Origin of the sequence: Geomicrobium sp. JCM 19037 (assembly GCF_000698105.1) — a bacterium.
Taxonomy (GTDB): domain Bacteria; phylum Bacillota; class Bacilli; order Bacillales; family Marinococcaceae; genus Geomicrobium_A.
Window position 1 is genome coordinate 66804 of sequence record NZ_BAWZ01000010.1, and the last position, 24622, is coordinate 91425.

Below are 24622 nucleotides of genomic sequence, written 5' to 3' on the forward strand. Positions count from 1 at the left end.
ATGCTAGCTCCTTAAGGGAAGACAATGTTAAATAGTTGCGAAAACAAGAAATAGATAATCGTCACTGTGACTACAGAAACAATGATGTTCGTATACCATTTAATCCCTTTTAATAGATAAATGCTTATGATTAAAAACAAAGTCGTACTAATGAAGAACGGTATAAACGATAAAGACAATACGTAAAGAACGATAAAGATAAAATAAGAGAAGATGAGGAGATAATCCCCTTTTGAAAAGGCATTATCAGACGCCTCTGCAGTTGCTTGTTCTTGTTTGTTTTTGCGTAAATCACTGATTATTGTCCAGGCTCCACAGAGCGCTAGAATGATTGCGATAACCCCAGGGAGAAAACCTCCTCCGGCGGGGTTTAGCATTTCTTCTCCTTGAACTAAAAGCGATTGATATAAGATAACAAAACTTACCATCAGCATGATCGCGCCGGGAAGGGTTCGTTTTAATGTAAGCATGTGTACTCGCGTCCTCACTTTGAGATAGGTGTAGAGTGAATCGAAAGTGAGGGTGCACATCTTTGCACCCTCACCGTTTTTACTTAATCAATGTCTTCTACCCTTGGAATATCAAATTCTTCTGGTGAATTCTCGGTGGCGCCTGCGTCATACAATAACCAAGCAGAGACCGCCTGAGTTTGGCGCATCCAATCGACCGCTTCATCACCACTAATGTTAATCGGCTCCGCTCCGAGTGAAGCGAGCAGCTCTTGGAAAGACTCTTCTTCAACGGCTTCATTAAAGGCGGAAACAAGCGTCTCCTTTACATCATCTGGCGTCTCTGGGTGAACAAACGCCCCGTAAAATGGACCCCACGGTAAATACTTATCGAATTCCGGATAAATATCACTCAGAGCAGGAGCGTCCCAAGCCTCAACTTCTTCGTTATGAACAATCGATAACATCCGAATATCACCAGCTTCAACATACTCCTGTGCCCCTGCAACACCAACAACAGTTGCATCAATTTGATCCCCTAGCATTGCTGTAAACAGTGGACCATCCCCGTCGTAAGGAACTTGGTTAAATTCAGTACCAAGCTCTGCAGAAAGCATCGAAGCAACGACATGTGGCAACCCACCTTCACCGCTTGTCCCTAGGGTGAGATCGCCAGGGTTGTCTTGGGCGTGTTCTACGAGGTCTTCCAACGTTTCAAATGGAGAGTCATCCTTCACGACAACTCCCGCAAGACCTTGCCCAATGATATTCACTGGATAGAAGTCTTCAATGTAATCCCTTTCAGAAATACCGAGCACATTGTAAATTAACGGATTTTCTGCACCAAACAAAACGTTATAGCCGTCTGCGGGTTGATCATACACATACTGTGTCGCAATGGCTCCTGTTGCGCCTTCTCGGTTTTGCATTACAAATGAAGCATCTAGTGCATCTTCTGCTTGAATGGCCAAGCTACGAGCGACATTATCTGTTGCGCCACCTTCACCCCATTGAATGATCCCATTAATATCTCGCGTAGGATAATTGCTTTCCCCTGATGTTTCTGATGATTCACATGCACCGAGAACGACAATTGTCATCATTCCCGCCAGTAGTCCAAATTTCTTCATGAATAAGTCCCCCTTTATGTGTAAAGCGCTTACAAAACGCGGAAAGTTCCACTTGATGGAATTTAATAGTGTAGAATGGAACTAATGATTAAAAGAATTGTAGCACTGTTTCGACAACCTGTCACGTACTTTTTTGTAAACATACGCAAAAGCGGAGGACAGGGCGTAGGTAAGCGTCGTTACAGACTTCAAGGGTTCTGGATAGAATAGAAGAGTACTGGAGGTGAGATGAATGGTTAAAAATTATTGTGGGTGCTCGAGACGCCGCTGTCCAAAACCTCAACGTCCACAGCAAAAGCAATGTTGTGGAAGAATCGTGATCAACAACAACTTGATTAACGGACCTGGAGTTGTAAACCGAGGTCAAGGTCTATAATCGTTTACAAAAGATATTTCTGCTGGTGCAGCCGCATGATCATCATCACAACAATTCCTTCATAAAATAGATACGAAAAAAGAACCGGTCATTGACCGGTTTTTATGCGTGGCGATGAATGAATCTACCTATGTTGAGTTCTAAATCTTCTTTATTTTCACCGTTGGTCGTTGCTGTCCACTGCAGGCGGATGCTTGCACTCCAGAGCACAAGGGTGACATCGGTGGCGAACCCCTGCCACCGTGTCTACTATGCAGTCCAGACTATAAGGGCAACATCGGTGGCCAAAAGACGCCCACCGTGTTTTCTTGACCACTGAGGACCGGATGGGCGGGCCTCCTCGGTCTAACGACGAGAGCGATGAGAATTTGGAAATGGTTGGGCTGACTAGTCTGAACGAGTGGTGCAGAACGTGCTACAATTTTTCGCTGACTTGACGCCTCTACGTAGGAAACCTCGGAGTGGCTCCTGCTTATGGGAGGATTTTTTCCATTTAGGAAGTCGATTTCACTAAAATCATACCATTGTTTGTTCTATGGTGAGATATTCAATTTCTATGGTAGGATTTGCAACACCCGGGTGCGGAAAAGAAGAGAAATCTTACCATAGGAGCCTATATGGTAAGATTTTAGCCCTACACCTTGCTTGGTGCCCAGCATGGAGAAATTGGAAGGCGTATATTCGTACTTTTGCTTGTTGAAAAGTTAAAATCTCTTATCAACGGTTTTATGATGCGATTGGGTACGTTCATAACGGCCAAGTTGCCCTCGAACCCCCGCGTAGAACGGGAGAACTAGTTCCAAAGTTCACTGATTGGAATCAGATTCACTCATATATGATCGTCTTGCGTCGTTCTGATTCCAATCGCTGGGCATCTGATTCCAAACATCCGTTAATGGAATCAGATTCAGCACTTTAAAGAGAATGGACGGCAGTCTATATAAGTTGGACTAAATAAATTCTTTAGGAAGCAGTGGTAAGCTTGGTAAAGTGTGAGCTGTGTTCGAGTTGGGACCGACCTTGTTCTCAAGTTGGAGAAAGTCGTAGGAAAAGCGGTGTATTCTCATAAATTAGGGAACAGAATGAGTGAACTCGGTAACAGATTACTGGGTCACAGATTACTGGGTCACTTGTACATCCCCGCCCTGAAGTACCCACAAGACGTCGACGCGAGCCGCGCCGAACCGAGTGCGGTTTCGTTTCGGCCCCGGAGGGGCCGACGTGTCGTTGGCACTTCAACCTGGAATCTGCGCGCACGTTTGATGAAATAGGCGCTAAAATCGGTCAAAAGCGCAAAATGGCACGCAGCACCGCGTTACCCCTCCAACAGTGCAAATGAAGAAAATGTTACGTTCATTCCATACAGTTCCAAAGTTATGTTCACATTCGTCCTCACAACGCCATGAAGAATGAGTCGCCTGACCTGCCCGCCAAAAACAATACACAGGAATAAACATTCATACAAAAAAGGGAGTACAGATCGGTTTTGATCTGTACTCCCTTTTTATTTTAGAGGCTTTTGAGACAGCCCCATGTCAGACGTTAGGTGGCCCTGTATTTAGAGTTCATCAAAGCCGTTATCGGCGTCGACTTTCTCGTAGCTACGGTTTCTCGCTTCAAAGAAATCGGTTTTTGTTTCATCGAAGTTGTCAACAAATGCTTTAATCCACGGCATGCCGTTTTCTAAAGCATCTTCATAAATTGGATCAATACCAAGTGTTTTAAGCATTTTGTTTGCACGATATTTAATGTACGTGTGCATTTCATCGATATCGATGCCAACAAGTCCTTCTAACACTTCATTCGACCATTCAATTTCAGATTCAACCGCATACTTAAACTCTTGCTCAATGAATGATGTCAATTCTTCGGTGTTTAAGTGTGGGTTCTCCCCAAGCACTGCACGAAGAAGTTCAGACATGAACTTACCGTGAACAAGCTCATCACGGTTAATAAAACTGATGATTTGTGCGGTTGCGTTCATCTTCTGTTGGCGAGCTAAGTTGTAGAAGTAAGCAAAACCCGTATAGAAGAAGATGCCTTCCAGAATGATGGAATAGATAATGACTCGAACGAGTTTGTCCTCTGTAGGCTCTTGCAAGAAATCATCATATGCGGCCATTACCCGTTCGTTACGTGCAATGATCGTCGGGTTTACACGCGCATCATCAAAGATCTGCTTTTGCTCTTCGTAGCTAAAGAGGGAAGAAAGTGCATACGAATAACTTTCGTTATGGACGACTTCTTGCTGAGCAATGACGGCAGCAATTGCATGAACGCTATCATCACTTACATACTCACTTACGCTGTGAATGAGTCGCGCTTGTGGTGTATCTAATGTTGCCAATAGCCCGATCGTCAGCTTATATGCCCGAAGCTCCTCATCAGACAGTTCGACAATTGATTTACTGTCTGGACTCATGTTCACTTCTTGAGGAATCCAGAAGTTCGACATGAGCTCACGGTACGTCCGATAAAAAGATGGGTACGCAATGTCATTCCAATTTAAGATTCCGCTAGAGAGACCATTGATAATCCCTGTTGATTTCACCGGGTTTGCCGGTTCCATTATTGCTACTTTCTGCATCATATTATTCACTACCCATCGCCTCCAGCCATTTCTCAATAGTCACAAGATCATTTCTTGCCGGCATCTGTTCAATTTTAAGGACAGGGTAAGCACTCTCGTATACACGCGCGATCTCACGTGCAGCGAAACAATACCTGTCTCCCCATTGTGTGTCTCCGGTACCGAACGCAGCAACGTCAGCATGAGCCAAATCATATTCCTCGAGCAATTCCTCAACCAGTTCAAGAGGCTCATGTGTGTCGTCTGTGTACGTGCCAATCAAGATCTTTTGTTTGTCTTGAATGAGTGCGAGACCTTCCTCTTTTTTGAGGTTTAAGAAGGTTCGGAGCGGCTGAATTGTAACAGCCACTCCTTTGTCTTCTAACATTTCCGCGATGATGGCCGCCAGTCGGCTCGTGTTGCCACTCAGTGATTCATACAGCACGAGTGTGCGCATGCTAGCTTGCACACCATTCGCATTCTTGAATATCAATTTTACTGCTTCGCACATAATACGTCGTTTTAAGTCCTGCATTCCACGCCGCTAAGTGAAGCTCAAGCAGTGTTTTTGCCTTAATGGAAGCCGGTACGTAAAGGTTAAATGATTGCGATTGATCGACGTGTTTTTGTCGTGCTGCATTGTGTTTGATGCTGGCGAATTGATCTTGTTGAAAGGCTGTTTTCTCATAGTATTTATAATTCTCGCCAGTAATATCAGGAGCAGTGACGGTAATTCTATAGTTTTTCTTCTCTTCCACATAACTTGGACCAAACGTAGGGTCAATGCCTGCGGTACTTCCGGCAATGGTTGCGGTACTACTGTTTGGCGCAACCGCCATTAGATAACCGTTACGGATTCCTGTTTGTTGCACTTGATTGGCGAGCTTTTGCCAGCGCTCGATGCTCGAATACGCTTGGTCGTCATTTTGCTCAAGGTAGCCGTGGCGCTCGAAGTAACGACCGTTTGACCATTCCGAACCGGCATAAGCAGGATAACTGCCTTTTTCTTCAGCGAGGTCTGCACTTGCTTGAATCGTTCTAAATGCGATCTCTTCGTATAGTTCGTCTGCAAGCTTAGCGGCTTCCGGGCTTTCCCAATCCATTTCATTTTGTACGAGCAGGTGGTGCCACCCGAAAGTACCAAGTCCAATCGCACGATACTTCTTGTTCGTAATTTGAGCTTGAAGGACCGGCAGATTGTTAATGTCAATCACGTTATCAAGCATCCGAACTTGGATTGGAATTAAACGTGGCAACACTTCTGAGCGAACCGCACGTCCAAGGTTGATTGAAGAAAGGTTGCAGACGACAAAATCGCCTGGTTTCTTTCTGATGACGATCTCGCCGTTGTCTTCAATTTGTTCAACAACAACGGTCTCAGACATGTTCTGCATAATTTCTGTACATAGATTTGAACTGTATACAATGCCTTCGTGCTTGTTTGCGTTCATACGGTTTACTTCGTCTCGGTAAAACATGTACGGAGTACCTGTTTCAAGCTGGGATTGCATAATTCGTTTCATCACGTCGATTGCTTTTACTTTTCGACGGCTCGTTAATTCTGTCGATTGGACACACATTTCATAACGCTCGCGGAATGTACCGCGTCCTTTTTCCTCATCGTAGCTGTCTTCTAACGACCAGCCAAACACTTTGCGTACTTCATGAGGATCGAACAAGTACCAGTCACCACGTGCTTCTACCGTCTCCATGAAAATATCTGGCAAGTTCACGCCTGTGAAAATATCATGGGCACGTTTGCGCTCATCTCCGTTGTTCAAACGCAGATCAAGAAATTCAAAAATATCGGCATGCCACACATCTAGATAGACTGCAACAGCCCCTGCGCGTGTCCCGAGCTGGTCGACACTCACAGCAGTATTGTTAATTTGACGAATCCAAGGCACAACGCCAGAGGATGTATTTTTATAGCCACGGATATCGGAGTTTGCAGCACGTACTTTACCGATGTAGACGCCCACTCCGCCTCCGTATTTGCTCACGTTTGCAATATCGGTGTTGCTGTCGTAGATGCCTTGTAAGCTGTCGTCGATCGTATCAATAAAGCAGCTCGATAGTTGTCCTGCTTTTTTGCCGGCGTTTGCAAGTGTTGGTGTGGCGACAGTCATGTATAGGTTAGAAAGTGCCCAGTACGCTTCTTTGACAAGCGAAAGACGATTCGCGCGGTCTTCTTGAGACATGAGCGTCATTGCAATCGTAAGCCAGCGTTCTTGAGGAAGCTCGTACACTTCTTTGCCGTCGTAACCTTTCGCCAAGTAGCGATCACTCAACGTGCGTAACCCAGCATAAGTAAAGAAGTGGTCACGATCAGGTTCGATAAACTTAGCCGCTTCTTCGATCTCTTCTTGCGTGTAATCACGCAAAATCGTTACGTCATAAATGCCGAGCTGACCGAGACGTTTTTGTAGGCCGTAAAAACTTCCGTATCGTTGTTTAGCGTCATAGCTACGATTGTATGCCGCTTTCTTGTATAAATCGCGTAGGAAAATCTTCGTAGCGGAATACGTCCATTCTGGAACATCGATATCATTGTTTTCGGCAGCGGTTAAAAGCAAAAGTTGAGTGATGTCTGCTGCTGAATACTCTGGCTTTGCTTCGATGGATTTTGCGACTTTCTCTTTATATTGGTCCACGTATTTTTGGATCCGAATGTCGGTCGTTACTTCATCAATAAATGCAAACAAGCGCTCTTTATCAAAGGGCATTTTGCGAGCGCCGTCATGTTTTGTAATTGTCGTCACTGTGGCCACTTCCAATCTTCTTGTGTTCGTTCTTTTATTTTACCACAATCTGTTGTGTTAGTGATAGATGCTTACCACTATAAATTGTGGTTTGTCGATATTTGAAAATAACATTCCAACGTTCTTGTTCAGTTGATTAAAACGGTGGTATTCGTATGTAAACCTAGTTTACCAAACATACGTTCTCCATACAATGTTGGCAGATGTAATGACGAGTCGTTATCTAAAAATAAGATTTGGCATAAAAAAAGAAAATTCGACATCAATCATTCGCCATCAACCTCCGACCGTTATTATAAGCGAAGAGCGTGTGGATTGTAAGAGGAGATTTTATGAAAAAATAACGACAGATACTTCAAAAAACGGCCCAATACGTACAGCTGTTGCGTTTGGGTGCTACCGTGCATCTTTTTAAAATAACTTGAGCTGTAATTGATGGAAAACAAAAGCAAAGACGGAGAGAATTTTTTGGTCTCTCCGCCTATAGCTAGCGCTTCAATAGGATGATTATGCTTCAATCTCGTATGTGTCAAGCAACTCGTCGAGATATTGTTCAAACTCAGCGAGCACTTCATCGGCTTGCATATAAAGCTCGTCGCGTTCATCAAAGAGTTGTTCGGCATCTTCGCCACTCTCTACAACAGAACTAAACGCGTCCTCGTCTACTTCGACCGCTTGCAAATTGTAAGAGGTTTCCTCAATGAGCAAGTCATTTAGCTGTTCGATTTCATCCGAATCGAACTGTTGGTCAGTGAGGTGGTCTTGCATCAATTCAAACTGGGGGATGAGATCTTCTCGAATAATCTCAAGCACTTCTTCATCCTCGCCATTTGCACCACGCTCATCGTACTCATCATAGATAAGTTCTACTTCCTCGTACATGACTAAAAATTCATCGTAAGGTCCGTTTAAATAGGAGAGCAATTCTTCTTGCGTTTCATCGGAGCTGTTGCAACCTGTTAAGAGAAGTGTTGCCGCCAATGCCCAAACCCATCGCTTCATTGTGTTTCCTCCTGTATGTATGTCACCGCGCTAAACGAGTTGAGATTTATTTTACAACAGATGGGTAAGAAGGGAAAGATAAACGCTTCTGACCATTCGTCAGATGTGAGACCGACAATTGGTGCGATTTTAATATAAGCAGTAGAATAGGGATATACATAGATAGAGGAGTGTTTAATTATGGATCATCAACAACATTTAGAGACAGCCATAGCTTTAGCATGTGAGAACGTAGAAAGCGGAGGCGGTCCATTTGGCGCGATTGTCGTAAAAGACGGACAAATCATCGGTCGTGGTGGGAACCGCGTAACGCCGAACAATGACCCTACCGCTCATGCAGAAATTTCAGCCATTCGGGATGCGTGTAACACATTAGGGACATTTCAACTTGAAGGTTGTGTGCTTTATACAAGTTGCGAGCCGTACCCGATGTGTTTGGGAGCGATCTATTGGGCCCGTCCAGAAGCGGTATTCTATGCGATGAATAAAGACGACGCTGCCACCATTGGATTTGACGATGCGTTTATTTATGATGAGATTTCTAAATCATACACAGAACGGACCATCCCTTTTCACCGGTTAGTGGCCGACGATAAACGCCCATTCCAGCAGTGGGAAACAAAAACAGACCGGGTAAACTATTAAGAAACAAAAAGCTCCTCCAATACTAGACAAAACTCGCTGTTATTAGAGGCGGGGATTTTAAAGTGAAACGAGAATGTAACTCTACGGAGATTGCACCTGTGTTTGAGTTTGGATACACTTTACTATAGGAAAGGGGAGCTCCTAATGAGTGAGGAGAGCATTCCGGTTCATGTTTCAATGCAAACACAAGTAGAACAAGCAGGAGAGCAGAAACGAATTGCTGTGAGTGGTTACGGAGAAGTGGTGCAAAAAACGGAAAGCACATACGTTACATTTACAGAAGAACTCGAAGACATTGGTGACGTGAAAACCATTATAAAGATTCAATCAGGCGGTTTGACAGTGTTACGAAACGGTGCCGTATCCATGCGGCAAGTGTACACAAAAGGCGAAGAGACGGAAGGTTCTTATGAAACTCCATACGCCAAATTCCAGACACTAGCGAAAACAGAGGACGTAAAGGTACAATGGTATGAGAATAGCGATCTGCTAGGCAAGTTAACATTTGTGTATGACTTGGAGCTGCAAGGCCAGCTTGCCGGCCACTACGAAGTGGAGATCAAGATCAAGGAGGAAAAGCAGTAAACGATGAATAGATTGGACCAAGCAAAGGAACAAATGAAAGAGGCATTGCAAGAAGCGGCCGTGACAGCAGGCCTCGTTAGTCCGGAACAGATGCCTACCGTCATACTTGAAACACCGAAAGACAAGAGCCATGGTGATTTTGCGACGAACTTGGCGATGCAGCTAACAAAAATTGCGAAGCGGAACCCGCGTGAAATCGCAACGGCAATTGTTGAGAACTTGGACCGAGAAAAGGCATTCGTAAAAGAGTGTCAAATCGCTGGACCGGGGTTTATTAACTTGTTTTAGATCTTCGCTTCCTGCGCGACGTGCTCCCTGATGTGCTTCAAGCAGGCTCGAAATATGGGCAGTCAAACACGGGGAATGGTCGGTCCGTGTTACTCGAGTTCGTCTCTGCTAACCCGACAGGCACGCTACATCTCGGGCATGCGAGAGGGGCGGCAATCGGCGACTCGTTGAGCAATATCTTGGCAATGGCAGGATACAACGTGGAGCGAGAGTACTACATTAACGATGCCGGGAATCAAATTGACAACCTTGCAAAATCCGTTGAAGTTCGGTATTTACAAGCAAATGGTTTGGATGCAGAAATTCCAGAAGACGGTTATCAAGGCGCAGATATTGTTCACATTGGCGAGCGCATTAAAGATGAACATGGGAACCGGTTTGTGGACATGGAAGAAGCTGAGCGTCTACGAACGTTCCGTGAGCTAGGACTCTCACAACTTCTTGAGAAACTAAAAGCGGACCTTGCTGACTTTAGGGTTCAATTTAATACGTGGTTTTCAGAAACGTCGTTGTATACGTCTGGTAAAGTCGTTGAGACGCTAGAGACGCTCAGAGAGAACGATGAAGTGTATGAGCAAGACGGTGCGACGTGGTTTCGGTCTTCTGCATACGGAGATGATAAGGACCGTGTACTCGTAAAGCAAGACGGCTCGTACACGTATTTGCTTCCAGACATTGCTTATCATAAAGATAAGCTCGATCGCGGGTTTGATCAGCTCGTCGACTTATTTGGAGCCGACCATCACGGATATATTCCGAGAATGGAAGCGGCAATTCAAGCGCTTGGCTATCCGAAAGAAAAGCTGACCTTCCAAATTGGTCAGAACGTAAACCTCATGCGAAGTGGTGAGCGTGTCAAGATGAGCAAGCGTACGGGCAATGCGGTTACGATGCGTGAACTTTGGGAGGAAGTAGGCTTGGATGCGACCCGTTACTTCTTTGCGATGCGAAGCGGTGATACGCATTTGGATTTTGATATGGATTTAGCTGAGCAAGAATCCAATGAGAACCCGGTCTATTACGTACAATACGCGCATGCGAGAATTAGCAGTTTGTTTAAACAAGCAGAAGACAAAGGTGTGGCTTATGTTGGAGACGAGGGTGTTCAGCTACAGCTCATCGATTCGGATAAGGCGTATGAGTTGTTAAAGAAAATCGGTGAATTTCCGGGTGTTGTTGCAGGCGCAGCGGACAATTATGCACAGCACCGAATTCCGAACTACTTGCATGAGCTTGCGTCTACATTCCATAGCTACTACAATGCAGAGAGAATTGTTGATGTGGATCATCCGGAGTTGACACACGTTCGCCTTGCACTCGTCAAGGCAGCACAAATTGTATTAAGAAATGGCATGACACTCATCGGAGTACATGCACCAGAAAAGATGTAACAACGATGCAGCGGGCAAGGAACCTTGGTCGCTGTTTTTTGTACCATCATTAATCAGAATATTCCTATGAGACAGACGAATAGAGGTGGATAAATTGGAACTAGAAACACGCCAACAATCAATGAAAGACCGCATCGTCTCAAAATTGAAAGTCATCGGTCCAGGAGCCATTATCACTGCGTCATTTATTGGGCCTGGTACGGTGACGACAGCGACACGAGCTGGGGCATCGTTTGGGTTTACATTACTTTGGACCGTTCTTTTCTCCATTGTCGCCACGATGTTTTTACAAGAAATGGCGGCAAGATTAGGAATTGTTTCAAAGAAAGGTCTTGGGGAAGCATTGCATGACCAGTTTCAGCGACCGTTCTTGAAGTATGGAACGATTGGTCTCGTCTCAATCTCTATTGGCGTCGGTTGTGCCGCTTATATGGCTGGAGACTTAACCGGTGGAGCATTGGGGGTTAGCATGCTCACCGGCGTTGATGCAAATGTGATCGCACCGATCCTTGGAATCATCATTTTGTTAATTGGTCTTTTTGGATCATACAAAATTGTCGAAAAACTACTTATCGTATTGGTTGCGGTGATGAGTGTGACGTTTATTACGACGATGATTGTCGTCGACACTCCGCTCGGTGAATTGTTCCAAGGAGCCTTCATACCTACTGTACCGTCAGGGTCGATCATTATCGTTGTTGCATTAATCGGAACAACAGTCGTTCCGTACAATTTGTTTTTGCACGCTTCAAGTGTACAAGAACGTTGGCGAGATGCGAGAGATTTAAAATCCGCCCGTTTAGATATCATACTTTCCATCGGTTTAGGCGGTTTAATTACGGCAGCAATACTTATTACTGCAGGGGCTGTTATTCGTGGGGTAGAAGTGGAGAGTGTAAATGAATTAGGGATGGCGCTAGAGCCTTTGTTAGGGCCGTGGGCCGTCATATTCATTAGTATCGGCATGCTTGCCGCAGGGTTTTCATCAGCGGTCGCTGCCCCAATTGGCGCCGCATACACGATTAGCGGGGTAATGAAATGGGGCTCGGGTTTTGATAAGAAAGCGTTCAAGATCGTGTTTGGGATTGTGATCGGGATTGGTATTATTACATCAGCGACCGGCTTTGAGCCTCTATCAATTCTGCTGTTCGCACAAGCATTAAATGGCATTATTTTACCGGTCATTGCGATCTTCTTGCTCGTCGTTCTAAACAACAAAAAGCTGCTCGGAGAGTACGTCAACTCGGTGAAGTTAAACATTATTGGCGGGCTTATCGTGCTCATTTGTACAGGGCTTGGCGTATATAGTTTAGTGACAGCAATTTTGGATTTTATCGGCTGAATTCGGGCACCGTAACACGTAAGTGAGGTGCTTGTAATGTATTTATTTTCGACTGAAGATGGAACGATGCTGCACTATGATCGAATAGGGGAGGGTGAACCGGTCTATTTCTTTCATCCCCCGGCACTTGGGGCCGCGGTGTTTACAGAGCAAACACCGTTAGCCGAGTGGTATAAGCTTGTCGCATTAAATGCGCGAGGGCACGCCTTGAGCGAGAGTGGGAGAGAACCGCTCTCGCTCAAACTGTGGGCAGAAGACGCCCGAGCGCTCGCAGATTATGAACAAGACGAGCGGGTCGTGCTCGTTGGTTATTCTTGCGGGGGGCTGGCGGCATTGGAATTCGCATTAAGATTTCCAAAGCGTGTTAGGGGCCTCGTGTTGATCGGTGGGTTCCCTGTAGTTGATACGCTTTTATTGGAGCGAGAGTTTAGGCTAGGCGTTTATGCGGCTGAACACACTTGGCAATCTCTTATGTCTAAAGTGCTTTCACGTTCTCATACGAAGCATAAAGAAGCTCGTGAACGCATGAGAAGAACCGTGCAAAGCGTACAGTCTGACGTTTTGGCGAGTTGGTATCGGGCTGGCGTTGAAGCAGATTATACGAACGCACTCGGGCAATTGACGGCGCCAACGTTGCTCGTGTACGGCATTCACGACCGCTACGTACAAGGATATCAATCCACTTTCTATGAACAGGTGAAAAAGGCGAGAATTGACACCGTTTATATTGACGGGGTTGGGCATCAAGTGCCGACGAGAAGGTCAAAAGAGTTCAACGCTGTATTAAGGTCATTCCTCATGAACAATCCGTGAATTATCCATGTGTACTTCAGAAAAAATAAAATGCGTGACCGTTGTTGCCCACGTGGACATGCGGTTGATCCAAGCTTCTGCATCTTTAAAGCTTGGAAAGTGAAGTTTTAGCATGTAGCACGCACGACCAGCAATTCGGTAACAAAATTCAACGTTCGCTTGTTTTTTAATCATTTCTTGAAACGCGTCGTAATTACGGTTCAATAGTGTGGCTTCCACAATGCATTGAACGGGCTTACCGAGCGCTTCGAAATCCACGTTGACGGTATAATTTTTAATTACACCAAACGATTCGAGCTGTTTCATACGCTCTCGAACAGAAGGTGCAGAAAGTGACACGCATTCACTCAATTCTTTCAAGGATATTCGACTGTTTATACGCAATTGTTTGATGATTTCAGCGTCGTGTTGATCGATTTTCATAATGAACGTTTTCTCCTATATAATCTTTAAAATCAAAAGTTTTTCTGTTGAATTATTTTATTATCGAAAGATTCGTCCCGAACATTCGTTCATGATGTTATGTAGGAGGCGATCATATGACTAGAATACCGTACGCAACAAAAGGTGACACCCCATTTCAACAAGTTCTTGGTACGTGTGAACGTGTGATGTGGAAATGGGTCGACTTAGAAGAAGAGCTTATTCATTATGGGCGGTTGTCCGTATCACTGAAAGAACAAGTTCGCCGCACCCTCGCCGAAGTCAATTCCTGTGAATACTGTAAAAGAAAAGGCAAGCCAGATGAGTTGCATATCAATGAACGACAAGTTGTGGCAACAGGCTTCGCAGTTGTTTTTCAACAATTGAATGGGGAAATCCCTGATGCTGTTTTCGCACGGTTACAAGAGACGTTTACAAATGAAGAGGTCGTGGAACTGATTGCGTGGATCACATTTGCAAACGCCTCTCAGCAATTTGGTGCAGCAGTAAAGTTAGGGAGCGAAACGTAAGTTACGCATCTTCGAATATCTTCTCACCCCGGTGCAATCGCCAAGCGATATCCGCAAAGCGCGGCAGCTCCCTCGGCGTCGGGGAATGGGCAGCCACGTAACGGACGAGCGCGACGAGCAACGTGTCCTTTGCCCGTTTCGCAAAGTCATTGTCAAAGGAATTCCAGTTGTCGTATTCAGCAGTAGCAGCCTCATACATTTGCAACGTATGAAATCCAGCGTCCTCACGCAACATTGCTTCGCCAATTGTGGCGAATAATGGTCCGGTATCGGCATGTTTGTCGGAATAACTAAGCGCCCACTGTGCGGCGACTTCTACCGGCTGTTGCGTATCAAAAAGAGCTAAGAAATGATGCAACTCGTCATCGTCAAGTTCGGCTGCAACGGGACGTTTGGCAGCAGGGATGTTCAAGAAAGAATCCAGTGATAAGCTCACGACGGTATGCATCATTGCACGGATGAGGCTCGGATCATGTGACCTTTGTAGTGATGCATGGACGGCGTGGGCGTGCGAGAACGTATGCAACACCGTATTCCAGTCGTCAAAATCGTTCTGCATACTAAAATGAACAATTCTTGTAGCTGCTGCGAGGGTAATGACGCGTGCGATATTCACAAGGGGCACACCTTGCATGATTACTTGCTTTACGGCTTGGATTGAACTGCCATCTTGAGATTCCAGTAATGCGGTAAGGAGTGCTCCGTCATCGAGTGGAGAGGACGGGTTGACATCGGCGCTTTGAATGTCCTCCAGCGCTTTTTCCACGAGCGTATAGTAATCTACGGGCGCACGCCAGCGAGATTTCTCTTCGCTTCGTTCAGCGGTCGTGACGATCATCGGCAATGACGCCAAAATATCGGAATGATACGCGTCATCACATAGCTCAATCGCCTCAAACGCTTTGTTCGTAAAATCAAGGACATGCCCATCATTCATATAATAATGTTCGGTGACTGCGCGCATGACGAGCTGTGCCAACGCTTCTTTGGAGTACGTGTGCATTGCCGAAAGTAGAATTCGTTCTGCCCCTTGTGCATCTCGAACATTCGTGCAATCGGTATACCAGTCAACCCACCGTTCCTCCATATCTGCGCGTGTCGTGAGTGGTGTCAACTTTCGTTTCGGGGCCCGATTTGCCCCGTCACTCGCAACCATAACGAGCGCTTGGTAGAGCGCTTGGACTTGTACACGCAAGTGGAGTTTAGGGAGAACATTGACCATCGCAACGAGTGTCGTTACGCCGCGATCAAACCCGGCGTTGTTTGAAGTGGTACCAAAGCGAATGCCGGCGTGCAAAATGTCCCGAACATGTTTTGTGTCGATCGTGAGCAAACCGACAACGCCTTTGCCAATGAGTAGGCTAAGGTTTTGTTCCAATCCTTTTTGTAGTTGGTTCATATGATAGGTAGCTCTGTCTCCTGTTGCTCGAGCCACATTTACATAAATTTGCTCATCTTGAATGTCGGTTTCATATTTGATGAGATCATCTGCCCAAGGGTCGAGCGTTCCTCCGCTAGAAAGATCAAACCGTGCGTGATGCCATTGACACGTCAATATGCCATTTTTAAGGCTACCCATATGGAGCGGAAAGCCCATATGCGGGCAGCGGTTATCAATCGCATAAACATGCCCTTCATGAAGAAGAACAACAATGCCACCTTTTATCAGTTTCACTCTTTCCTTTTTTAACTCTTCCATCGAACAAGCTTTTTGCCAGCTCATCGTCCATCCCCTCCTCGGTTGTGTAATTCCATTATCCGGGGATTGGCAGTTACACTCATCGAGCATAAGGCTAGATTATCGATACTAAAAAGGGTTGAGCGAGTCGTCAGACATTCGTCGTAGTTGTGTCTACACCGTCTACGTCTGAATATCGTTGAACCATTGATTTTTCAGTGCGAGAATTGCCGCTTGAGTACGGTCGTTGACATGAAGTTTTGAGAAGATGTTCGTAAGGTGGGTTTTCACCGTTTTTTCGCTAATAAAAAGGGCAGTAGCAATCTCTTTATTGCTTTTTCCTAATGTCACTTGGCGAAGGGTTTCCGCTTCTCTTGCCGTGAGAAGAGCAAAGGCATTGGGTCCATCATCCGTCGCGACGTGTGTCATAAGTTGGCTTGCGACTTGTGGGTGCAACGCATGTTCACGCTCGCCGCTCGCCACGTGCACAATCGTCTCGTACAAATAGTCAGGATCAATATCCTTCAATTGATAGCCGTCAGCCCCTGCTCGTATGGCCGGAATGACGTGTTCTTTCTCTGCGGAGCTTGTCAACATGATGATCTTTGTGTCCGGCAAGTCTTTCTTTAATTGTTCGGTCGTAACGATGCCGTTTTGTACTGGCATGATCACATCCATGACGATCACATCGGGCCGTACGTCCATCGCAAGTGCATACGCCTCTTTGCCGTCATTCGCCATACCTACAACCTGAAGATCTGCTTTCGTTTCAAGGAAAAACCGCAGTCCTTTTAAGACGACATTATGGTCATCTACAAGTAGTACCGTCGTTGGCAACGCAAGCTGCCTCCTTTCTTAAGCAAATCGTAATTTTTGTCCCTGCTCTGTGCGCTCGTAACCGAGAAGTCAGCACCGATTTGCTCAGCTCTTTCCTGCATGCTCTTCATGCCGAGACGGCCTGGTAATGAGGCTGCACCGCCAACACCAGGATCCGTAATTTCAAAAACAACATCCTCGTCAACGGTGTCAAGAACAATGGTTAACTGATCCGTTTCTGCATGCTTAAATACATTGTAGATCGCTTCCTGGCCGATTTTTATGAATGACTCGTTCACTGTTTCTGTTAAAGATAACGTTCGACATTGTATGAAAGGGCGTAGACCGAGTCGCAAAGCATGTTTTTCCAGCGTATCGGCAAGCGCATCTTCACGATGTTCTGGCGGAGTTGCCAAATAAGACTTTGCATCTCTTGCAAAGCTTCTTGTGAGAGAGTGCCAACGTCTTTAGCGGCATCGGTAATGGCAGGAAGGTCTTTACATAGAGCTTCAATGCCTTTAGATGTTAACGATAAGGCAAAAAGTTTCTGTTTAACCGAGTCGTGCAAGTCTCTAGCGAGCCGGGTGCGCTCATTCGTAATAAGCAGATCGCTTTGTTTATGATAAAGACGAATCCGTTCAACGGTAGCGCCAATTTGGTAGGCAATGGACTCCAATAAAAGCAACTCTTCTTTTTCAAAGTCTCTCATTCCTGGTGTGGCCAAATTTAACAAACCGACTTTGCTACCTCGAACCGTTAGTGGAACACTGGCATGATGTGTGAGACCGTTCGTATCTGCATGTTTGTCGAGCGACAAAGCGTCGCTAAGTCGCGCACACCGAATGGATTGAACCGCTTGTGCAAGTCGACCTTCACGATAGCGATTTAAACAGTAACAATCGGAACAACCATCTTGTTGTTTCATAATCGCCTGGTCGTTTTTGTTTAACGCTGGCGGGAGTTGGTGGTAGGAGGCAAGTTCGTAATCGTCGTGATGATACAGTAAGAAAATCCAACCCGTTGATAAATTCATCATTTTCAGAAGTTTTTCTAAGCAACTTTGTAACGTTTCAAATATGTCGGTGCTTTCATTTAACGTCTCAGAAATCTCTCGTTGAACGTGTAACAAATAGTCGTAAGAATGTGGTGGGGATTTTTTCATACGATCAACTCCTCTATTTATTTTAGTCCAGGTCGAAAGAATTGAAAAGATGAAAGCTTGGGAAACCGCTGGGATTGCATGTACAATGAAGGAAAAGGGGAGAAGCACGTATGATTTCACTCAAGGGTGTGAGTTTTGTCCGTGAGAAAACGATTCTTGATCAGATTGATTGGGACGTTCATCAAGGCGAGCACTGGGCGATTTTAGGAATGAACGGGGCTGGGAAGACAGCGATGTTAAATGTCATATGTGGCTATCAGTTCCCGACAAAAGGCAAGGTGCAAGTGCTTGGTCAGATGTTCGGGGAATCCCCCTGGCAAGACGTTCGAAAACGGATCGGCTGGGTAAGTTTTTCGTTTTCAGAAAAAATGCAACACCAGCAACAAAATTTTGGCATTGAAGTCGTGTTGAGTGGCATGCACGCGTCCATTGGCTTGCATATCGAGCCGAGTGAGAAAGAAATGCAAAAAGCCGAGCAGTTATTACAGATGCTCGGCGTTGAACATGTTGAACGCCAACCGTACGAACAGATGTCACAAGGGGAGAAACAGCGGGTGTTGATTGCCCGGGCGCTCATGGCGGAACCCGACATTCTCATCCTGGATGAACCGTGCAATGGTCTTGATTTTCTCGCTAAAGCGCAGTTGTTAACGCTCATTGAGAAGATTGCTGATCGAGAGAAGACGACGATTTTGTATGTGACACATCAAATAGATGAAATCTTACCTCAATTCACACATACATTACTACTAAAAGAAGGAAAAGTGTTCTCGAAAGGAAAAACAGAGGAACAAATTACGTCGGAAACATTGTCAGCATTTTGCGAGACTTCGGTTGTCATTCGAGAGAATGAAGGTATGTATTCCTTAGAGATTCCAAAAGAGGTTATTAGATGAATCTATTTGGAACCAATAAGAATTAAAAAAGGGTTACGGAAGAGTTCAATTAGAAAGGGTTGAGACAATGGCTGGATGGACAACAGCGGATATGCCTGATTTGACGGGGAAAATAGCGGTTATTACAGGGGCTAGTGATGGGCTTGGTTTGGAAACAGCCCGGGCACTTGCACTTAAGGGAGCGGACGTCATTCTAGCTGTACGCAGCATGAAAAAAGGCGGCGAGGCGCTCGAAAAAATTAAGAAAGACGTACCGAATGCGGATGTGAAACTAAAAGAATTGGATCTTTCTAATTTGCAAAGTGTGAACGTCTTCGCTGAATCGATGTGTGATGCATATGGATCGTTGGATTTGTTAATTAACAATGCTGGAGTGATGATGCCCCCTTACAAAAAGACGACCGACGGTTTTGAACTTCAATTCGGGGTGAACCATCTCGGCCACTTTGCGTTAACAGGGCAGCTAATGCCTATTATTCAGGCTGCCGAAAACCCACGAATCGTGACGCTCAGCAGCTTGGCCGCTCACAAAGCTTCCATTGATTTTGATAACTTAGACGGTGTAACAGGATACCGAGCGTACACGTTTTATGCACAAAGTAAATTTGCGAACCTTTTATTTGCGGTAAAACTACAAAATAAACTAAAAAACGAGGCGGCTCACGTGAAAAGCTTCGTCTGTCACCCAGGATTATCTCAGTCCAATCTTCTATCAAGAGGAGGCGGCGCGCGTGGAAAAGGTTCTTGCCATTTTTACAAAATCATTTAGCGCAATCGGTTCAGATGGGTGCGCTCCCGACATTATATGCCGCAACAGAGCCGACTTTACGAGGGGGAGAATACGTAGGGCTGATCATAAAAATCGACGTAAAGGGTACCCGAAGGTCGACCCATCAGTGAAGGACATTTACGATGAAGCAACGGCAGATCGGTTATGGGTGTGCTCAGAAGAGCTGACCGGTGTGAAGTTTTTTGAGGGGAAAACTAGTGCGAGTGTGTAGCTTTTAAAGGGAACTGTACTTCCGTTAACCAATGCCGTTCGTATTCTTGGTTCCAAATGCCGTCGATCACCGCTTCCTCGGTGGTCCGGCGAGCTCGTAACGGTTGTGTTCAAGCCAGTCATATAAAGCCGCATGTGTTTCGCCAATTGTTGAATAAGGCCCACGGTGCAAAAGACAAGCAGCGGTGCCCACTTCTGGCACCTGTTTAAAAACGAGGCCGTTCGCATCGGGCTTCTTTTCCGTTACCGCTTCACAAATCTCAACATCAATGTTTTCTACCCGATGTTCAGGGTCGTGGTACATCTGGAAACAATACAGTAACGGGTCCAAACGACAGCCAGCGGCGCGCATACGCTCCCCCATTTCAGGGACAACTTGAAACAAAGCGTCATAGTTAGCAATCCGAAGTCTCATCGAGGCAACGGTTACAGCGGGTAAGCTTTTAATGAAAATGTCAGGGGTTTGCGCTTTCGAAAGATAATATTCTGTTTGTGCAAGCTGTGCTTTAAGAGCTTCCATCTCACCGAGCAATTGCCCGCGTTTCTCTTCGATTAACTCTGTCGCAGATTGATGTGCCAATGTCTCTTCAATCTCTGCATCGTAAAACCAATTTGTCGAAGTGCCATAATGTGATGAAGATCCCCAATTTGCGTCGATTTGTAGTAGCGATACCCGGTTGCCGCGTCGACATGAGCCGGCTTTAAGATGCCGACTTTGTCGTAATAACGCAGCGCCTTTACGGTTACGCGGTTCATTTTCGAAAATAATCCGATGCTGTACATGAACTCACTCCCATTTGAACGTTTTTACAGAAATAATTAAACAGATGCCGGTGAGTACAAATAGAATAAGGAAGCTTACGGTATTGAACTCATTTATCGTAGCAATATCTGTCAGAATTGTAATGCCGTGAGTAAGCGGGAAGATGTGTGCCAACGTTTGCATGAATTCCGGTAGGATCGTAAGCGGGATCGTCGCTCCAGACAATAGAAACATTGGGAAGAATAGAGCGCTGCTAATCGCCCCTGTCGTTTTCTCTCGAGGAGATAAGCTAGCAACGAGCATTCCAATGCTATGAATCGCAATCATAACGAATACATATCCTCCTAAAAATAGCCACACTGAACCAATAATTTCAAGACCAAACCCTAGCCAAGCGATGAGAAAGACGAGCACCATTGAAAGGATGCTTAAAGAGAAACAATGCAACACGTGAGCCGCGAGCAGGTGGATTGGACTAATCGGAGTCACTTTGTAACGTTTGAGCACTTTCTTCTCCCGGTAGGAAGAGAGCGAGAGCGGTAAACTCATAATTCCCGTAGAAACGAGCCCAATCGTGGCAATTGCCGCAAATGCACGGATTAATTCCAGCTGGGTGTCAGCAAACATCCCCATCAAGCCCATGAGCCCAACTGGCAAAAGAATACCAAAAATAACAGACGACATTTCACGAACGGATAATTTCACTTCTGCCATATAAAGTAGCCGCAATGTTTTCATCGTATACCCTCCTCTACGAGCTTTACAAACGCTTCATCCATATTTTCTGATTCTGTTCGGCTCACAACATCTGTTACCGTCCTCTAATGAGCTCTTTGCCATCCTTAATGACGAGAATTTCATCGCATAATTTCTCCACCTCATCCATGTAGTGAGAAGTTAGAAACAACGTAACGCCGGTCTGTTTAAGGCGAAGCAGTGTTTGCCAAATGTCCCTTCTCGCGACAGGATCGAGGCCCGTCGTTAATTCGTCGAGGAAAATCACCTTCGGACGACCCATCATCGCAAGCAAAATGCAAAGCTTTTGCCGCTCCCCACCAGACAAGTCGGAAATGGTCGTTTTCAGCTTGTCGCTCAATCCAAACTCGGCAGCGGTTTGCTGCCAATCAATCGGGTTTTCATATAATGAGTGCGTAATCTCACAAATCTCTCGCACTTTTAGTCCACTTTGGAATGCACTTTCTTGAAATTGAACACCGACGTGTTGAAAGAGCGAACGCCGATTCGCGCGTGGATCGGTGCCTAAGATGCGGATTTCTCCGGCATCCGCTCGCTCTGTGCCGAGCATACAGTCAATCGTTGTCGATTTACCTGCTCCGTTGGAGCCAAGCAAACCAAAAATTGATCCCGCTCGCACAGATATATGAAGGTCTTGGATAGCGATCTTTTGACCAAATCGCTTCGTCAAGCCGTTCACTCGAATTACTTCTTCCATTTGAACTCCCCCTTTTTTAGTGGAACCTCCGTAGTCTATAGGCTCCTCTTAGGGGAGAGTCAAATATGTTCAAATGTAAATTTAATGGAATTGTTTAAGGAAATGGTAAGGTGGGATTTTTCGTTTTTAAGGAAAGGGAATGTAGAAGTGTTAAGTTAGGAGCCAATCATACAAAAAGTGAAAGGTGATGTGTTGTAGAGAAACACGTCTACCTCTCACTTTTTAAAAAGCTATACTCTATGCACATAAATTCCTGCAGATTGATACTGTTTAGCGATATCATCGTCTAGTTGCTGGTCGCTAATAATTGTATGAATTTTTTCTGTTGGTAGCCAATGGACAAGGGATTTGTGACCGAATTTGCTATGATCAGCTAAGACGAAAGTTTGTTCTGCTAGAGAGGCAATACGTTTTTTTGTCTGTGCTTGCAACTCATGACTTTCGCTTACCCCCCATTTTAGATCGATGCCGCTGCAGGAGATAAAAAATTTATCAACGTGATAGTCATTAATGATTTTGTCTGAAGATATTCCGACTAGTGACATTGACTCTACACGTAAATATCCACCGGTTAAAATGACGGTAATATCTTTTTGATGTGCCAATTCAATTGAAACAGAAATTGAATTCGTAATTACGGTAAGTTGTTTATGATGTAAGTTTTTAGCCAGTTGTAAACAAGTTGTGCTCGCATCTAGAGCAATTATTTCCCCATCATTAATATATGATGCAGCCAGTGCAGCGATCGCTTTCTTTTCTTTCATGTTTTTTGATTGTCTGTCTAGTACTGGTAGCTCAAAGCCTTCAGTTTTCTCTTTAGGTATAGCGCCTCCATGAACACGAATAAGTAAATCATGTTTTTCTAAAAACTCTAAATCTCTACGAATTGTTTCCTCTGTTACGCCAAAATCACTACTAAGAGTTGAAACGCGTAATTTATCTTCTTCATCTAACCTTCTAACAATGCGCTGTTGACGCGGATTTAAGTGGGGCCCACGGCCAAATCGCTCACTCTTCGTATACGTCATGTTTACCTCACCTCGTCATCTCATAGCCATATTGTAGCGAAAAAAACGTTGGAAAACAATATTTTACAGAGGGAATCAAAATTAATAATCTGTGTATCAAAAAAATAATGTTGAAAATAAAGATTATATCACTTATAATTACGTCAATAGTTATGGAAGCGCATACATGAAAGGTGGTTAATGAATGAAGCGTTATGCATTTCGCATGAAGATCAAAAAGGGCTTTGAAGAAGAGTACGTAAGGCGACATAAGGAAGTTTGGCGTGATGTAGAGAAAGCGACTGTTGAAGCTGGAATTCATAATTATTCAATTTTTAAAGATGGGCGAGAGTTGTTTGCCTATTTGGAAAGCGAAGATTATGAGAAGGCAGCAAAGACTTTAGCTGCCACCCAAGTGCAACTCGCTGGGAAGCTTACATGGCAGAGATCATGGAATCAGGTCGTGCTAATGAAAGCGGGGAAGATACTCGTTTGTTAAAAGAAGTATTCCATCTTAACGAAACCATGATAGGAGGATGTGCAGATGCGTAAATTTTCTTGGATAGGAACCGGTATTTTAATGATGAGCACTGTGGTCGCGCTAGCAGCTTGTGATGCTGGAGGGGAAGAAGATTCGGTAACAGATGATACAGAAAACAGTGGAGAAGATGCCGCTATAGATGGAGACGGTGGGCAAATCGGGATGAGTGTTCTTGATTTAGGCAACCCGTTTTTCGTTGAACTGACGGAAAACGTCTCGGAGCTTGCTGAAGAACAAGGTTATGATGTTAACATTAATGACCCACGTGATGATGTAAATGAACAGATGAACGCCATTGATAATTTCGTGGCTCAAGGAGTAGACGCAATTATTGTTACTGCAACCGATCAAAATGCAATTAACGAAGCCATCTTACCGGCAGTTGATGCAGGTATCCCGGTTATTGCACATACCACAAAACTAGAAAATGCCGATGCGTGGGTAGGTGCTGACGAATATTCTATGGGTATGGCTCTTGGAACACAAGCGGGAGAGTGGATTGAAGAGGTTCACAATGGTGAAGGTGATGTAGGGATTATCAACTTTGATCAGATTGAGCAAGTCATTCAACGTAAAGAAGGCATTATTGATGGCATTCATGAACTTTCTCCAGCCGTAGAAATTGTCGGTGATCAGCAAGCGGGTGATCCGAATGCTGCTTACCAAGTTTCCGAAGGCTTCATGCAAGCAAACCCCGATTTAATCGGAATATTTAGTTTTAATGATGCGGGAGCACTAGGCGCACAAAATGCGGCTCTATCCGCAGGTAAGGATGGAGAAACATTTGCAGTAGGGGGTATTGATGCAGTACCAGAGGCGATTAGCGCTATTCGTGAGGATGATATTTTCAAGTTTACTGTAGATCAGCAACCACGAGTTACTGCAGAAACAATTATCGATGTGCTTTTCAATATTATGAATGACGAGGATTATGAATACGAAAATGAAATTGAAGTAATGCCAGTTAACGCTTCAAACATTGAAGATTACTAAGAAAAGGT

At 45.0% G+C, this 24622-nt stretch carries 25 protein-coding genes and 2 pseudogenes; 11 read left to right on the forward strand and 16 right to left on the reverse strand.

Annotated features, from left to right (window positions below; translation table 11 throughout):
• Positions 1 to 11: 11 nt before the first annotated feature.
• The 6 genes from JCM19037_RS22405 to JCM19037_RS07855 all read right to left on the reverse strand — a co-directional run bounded on the left by JCM19037_RS22405 (position 12) and on the right by JCM19037_RS07855 (position 8288).
• Complete coding sequence (locus JCM19037_RS22405; RefSeq protein ID WP_052363676.1) at positions 12 to 470, reverse strand: tripartite tricarboxylate transporter TctB family protein; 459 nt, start codon at positions 468 to 470, stop codon at positions 12 to 14.
• Positions 471 to 553: 83 nt separating this feature from the next.
• On the reverse strand, positions 554 to 1579 hold the full coding sequence (locus JCM19037_RS07835; protein WP_052363677.1) for a tripartite tricarboxylate transporter substrate binding protein: 1026 nt from the start codon (positions 1577 to 1579) through the stop codon (positions 554 to 556).
• A 1934-nt stretch (positions 1580 to 3513) separates the two neighbouring features.
• Positions 3514 to 4545 (reverse strand): ribonucleotide-diphosphate reductase subunit beta, encoded by a 1032-nt coding sequence (locus tag JCM19037_RS07840; protein WP_042399737.1) that lies wholly within the window; start codon positions 4543 to 4545, stop codon positions 3514 to 3516.
• 1 nt (position 4546) lies between these two features.
• Entirely contained in the window at positions 4547 to 4993 is a 447-nt protein-coding gene (locus tag JCM19037_RS07845) for a flavodoxin domain-containing protein (RefSeq protein ID WP_193744700.1), read from the reverse strand.
• Positions 4983 to 7250: a ribonucleoside-diphosphate reductase subunit alpha gene (locus JCM19037_RS07850; protein WP_042399742.1), complete on the reverse strand. Its 2268-nt coding sequence runs from the start codon at positions 7248 to 7250 to the stop codon at positions 4983 to 4985. The genes JCM19037_RS07845 and JCM19037_RS07850 overlap by 11 nt, the downstream gene beginning before the upstream one ends.
• A 543-nt stretch (positions 7251 to 7793) precedes the next feature.
• Complete coding sequence (locus tag JCM19037_RS07855; protein ID WP_042399661.1) at positions 7794 to 8288, reverse strand: hypothetical protein; 495 nt, start codon at positions 8286 to 8288, stop codon at positions 7794 to 7796.
• Positions 8289 to 8468: 180 nt separating this feature from the next.
• On the opposite strand from JCM19037_RS07855, the gene JCM19037_RS07860 reads away from it, so the two are divergent.
• From JCM19037_RS07860 to JCM19037_RS07880, 5 genes and pseudogenes are all read left to right on the forward strand, one after another.
• A complete protein-coding gene (locus JCM19037_RS07860; RefSeq protein ID WP_042399663.1) occupies positions 8469 to 8933 on the forward strand; it encodes a nucleoside deaminase in 465 nt (154 codons plus the stop codon).
• Positions 8934 to 9077: 144 nt separating this feature from the next.
• A complete protein-coding gene (locus tag JCM19037_RS07865) occupies positions 9078 to 9518 on the forward strand; it encodes a DUF1934 domain-containing protein (RefSeq protein ID WP_042399666.1) in 441 nt (146 codons plus the stop codon).
• A gap of 3 nt (positions 9519 to 9521) precedes the next feature.
• Positions 9522 to 11197: pseudogene (gene argS, locus JCM19037_RS07870) on the forward strand (arginine--tRNA ligase).
• A gap of 121 nt (positions 11198 to 11318) precedes the next feature.
• Positions 11319 to 12539: an Nramp family divalent metal transporter gene (locus JCM19037_RS07875; protein WP_042399745.1), complete on the forward strand. Its 1221-nt coding sequence runs from the start codon at positions 11319 to 11321 to the stop codon at positions 12537 to 12539.
• Positions 12540 to 12575: 36 nt separating this feature from the next.
• Positions 12576 to 13352: an alpha/beta fold hydrolase gene (locus tag JCM19037_RS07880; protein WP_042399669.1), complete on the forward strand. Its 777-nt coding sequence runs from the start codon at positions 12576 to 12578 to the stop codon at positions 13350 to 13352.
• Here the strand turns inward: JCM19037_RS07880 and JCM19037_RS07885 are convergent.
• Complete coding sequence (locus JCM19037_RS07885) at positions 13329 to 13775, reverse strand: Lrp/AsnC family transcriptional regulator (protein ID WP_042399671.1); 447 nt, start codon at positions 13773 to 13775, stop codon at positions 13329 to 13331. The genes JCM19037_RS07880 and JCM19037_RS07885 overlap by 24 nt on opposite strands.
• Positions 13776 to 13891: 116 nt before the next feature.
• On the opposite strand from JCM19037_RS07885, the gene JCM19037_RS07890 reads away from it, so the two are divergent.
• Complete coding sequence (locus JCM19037_RS07890) at positions 13892 to 14305, forward strand: carboxymuconolactone decarboxylase family protein (protein WP_042399674.1); 414 nt, start codon at positions 13892 to 13894, stop codon at positions 14303 to 14305.
• Position 14306: 1 nt separating this feature from the next.
• Here JCM19037_RS07890 and JCM19037_RS07895 read toward each other — a convergent pair whose 3' ends face one another.
• From JCM19037_RS07895 to JCM19037_RS07905, 4 genes are all read right to left on the reverse strand, one after another.
• Complete coding sequence (locus tag JCM19037_RS07895; RefSeq protein ID WP_042399678.1) at positions 14307 to 16028, reverse strand: Rieske (2Fe-2S) protein; 1722 nt, start codon at positions 16026 to 16028, stop codon at positions 14307 to 14309.
• Between the two features lie 138 nt (positions 16029 to 16166).
• Entirely contained in the window at positions 16167 to 16820 is a 654-nt protein-coding gene (locus JCM19037_RS07900) for a response regulator transcription factor (protein ID WP_042399681.1), read from the reverse strand.
• The gene (locus tag JCM19037_RS22410; RefSeq protein ID WP_052363679.1) at positions 16796 to 17098 is read right to left on the reverse strand and encodes a sensor histidine kinase; all 303 of its coding nucleotides are present in this window, start codon (positions 17096 to 17098) and stop codon (positions 16796 to 16798) included. Before JCM19037_RS22410 ends, JCM19037_RS07900 begins: the two co-directional genes overlap by 25 nt.
• Before the next feature lie 8 nt (positions 17099 to 17106).
• Positions 17107 to 17961, reverse strand: a complete 855-nt coding sequence (locus tag JCM19037_RS07905) for a histidine kinase (protein WP_052363680.1) — start codon at positions 17959 to 17961, stop codon at positions 17107 to 17109.
• Between the two features lie 110 nt (positions 17962 to 18071).
• Here JCM19037_RS07905 and JCM19037_RS07910 point away from each other — a divergent pair, with 110 nt between their 5' ends.
• From JCM19037_RS07910 to JCM19037_RS27000, 3 genes are all read left to right on the forward strand, one after another.
• Positions 18072 to 18857 (forward strand): ABC transporter ATP-binding protein, encoded by a 786-nt coding sequence (locus tag JCM19037_RS07910; RefSeq protein ID WP_042399684.1) that lies wholly within the window; start codon positions 18072 to 18074, stop codon positions 18855 to 18857.
• A 67-nt stretch (positions 18858 to 18924) separates the two neighbouring features.
• Complete coding sequence (locus tag JCM19037_RS07915) at positions 18925 to 19626, forward strand: oxidoreductase (RefSeq protein WP_238544608.1); 702 nt, start codon at positions 18925 to 18927, stop codon at positions 19624 to 19626.
• Positions 19589 to 19858 (forward strand): hypothetical protein, encoded by a 270-nt coding sequence (locus tag JCM19037_RS27000; RefSeq protein WP_238544609.1) that lies wholly within the window; start codon positions 19589 to 19591, stop codon positions 19856 to 19858. The genes JCM19037_RS07915 and JCM19037_RS27000 overlap by 38 nt, the downstream gene beginning before the upstream one ends.
• A 66-nt stretch (positions 19859 to 19924) precedes the next feature.
• Here JCM19037_RS27000 and JCM19037_RS22415 read toward each other — a convergent pair whose 3' ends face one another.
• The 5 genes from JCM19037_RS22415 to JCM19037_RS07935 all read right to left on the reverse strand — a co-directional run bounded on the left by JCM19037_RS22415 (position 19925) and on the right by JCM19037_RS07935 (position 23101).
• Complete coding sequence (locus JCM19037_RS22415; RefSeq protein WP_052363681.1) at positions 19925 to 20437, reverse strand: GyrI-like domain-containing protein; 513 nt, start codon at positions 20435 to 20437, stop codon at positions 19925 to 19927.
• On the reverse strand, positions 20410 to 20640 hold the full coding sequence (locus tag JCM19037_RS22420) for a MerR family transcriptional regulator (protein WP_052363682.1): 231 nt from the start codon (positions 20638 to 20640) through the stop codon (positions 20410 to 20412). The genes JCM19037_RS22415 and JCM19037_RS22420 overlap by 28 nt, the downstream gene beginning before the upstream one ends.
• A gap of 4 nt (positions 20641 to 20644) precedes the next feature.
• On the reverse strand, positions 20645 to 21358 hold the full coding sequence (locus JCM19037_RS07925; protein ID WP_042399687.1) for an ABC transporter permease: 714 nt from the start codon (positions 21356 to 21358) through the stop codon (positions 20645 to 20647).
• A 73-nt stretch (positions 21359 to 21431) separates the two neighbouring features.
• Positions 21432 to 22073, reverse strand: coding sequence for an ABC transporter ATP-binding protein (locus JCM19037_RS07930; RefSeq protein ID WP_202963224.1), 642 nt, complete (start codon positions 22071 to 22073; stop codon positions 21432 to 21434).
• A 230-nt stretch (positions 22074 to 22303) separates the two neighbouring features.
• Positions 22304 to 23101, reverse strand: coding sequence for a DeoR/GlpR family DNA-binding transcription regulator (locus JCM19037_RS07935; protein ID WP_042399689.1), 798 nt, complete (start codon positions 23099 to 23101; stop codon positions 22304 to 22306).
• 205 nt (positions 23102 to 23306) lie between these two features.
• Here JCM19037_RS07935 and JCM19037_RS07940 point away from each other — a divergent pair.
• A pseudogene (locus JCM19037_RS07940) lies at positions 23307 to 23632 on the forward strand (L-rhamnose mutarotase).
• Complete coding sequence (locus JCM19037_RS07945) at positions 23625 to 24614, forward strand: sugar ABC transporter substrate-binding protein (protein ID WP_042399692.1); 990 nt, start codon at positions 23625 to 23627, stop codon at positions 24612 to 24614. The pseudogene JCM19037_RS07940 and the gene JCM19037_RS07945 overlap by 8 nt, the downstream one beginning before the upstream one ends.
• The last annotated feature ends 8 nt before the right edge of the window (positions 24615 to 24622 follow it).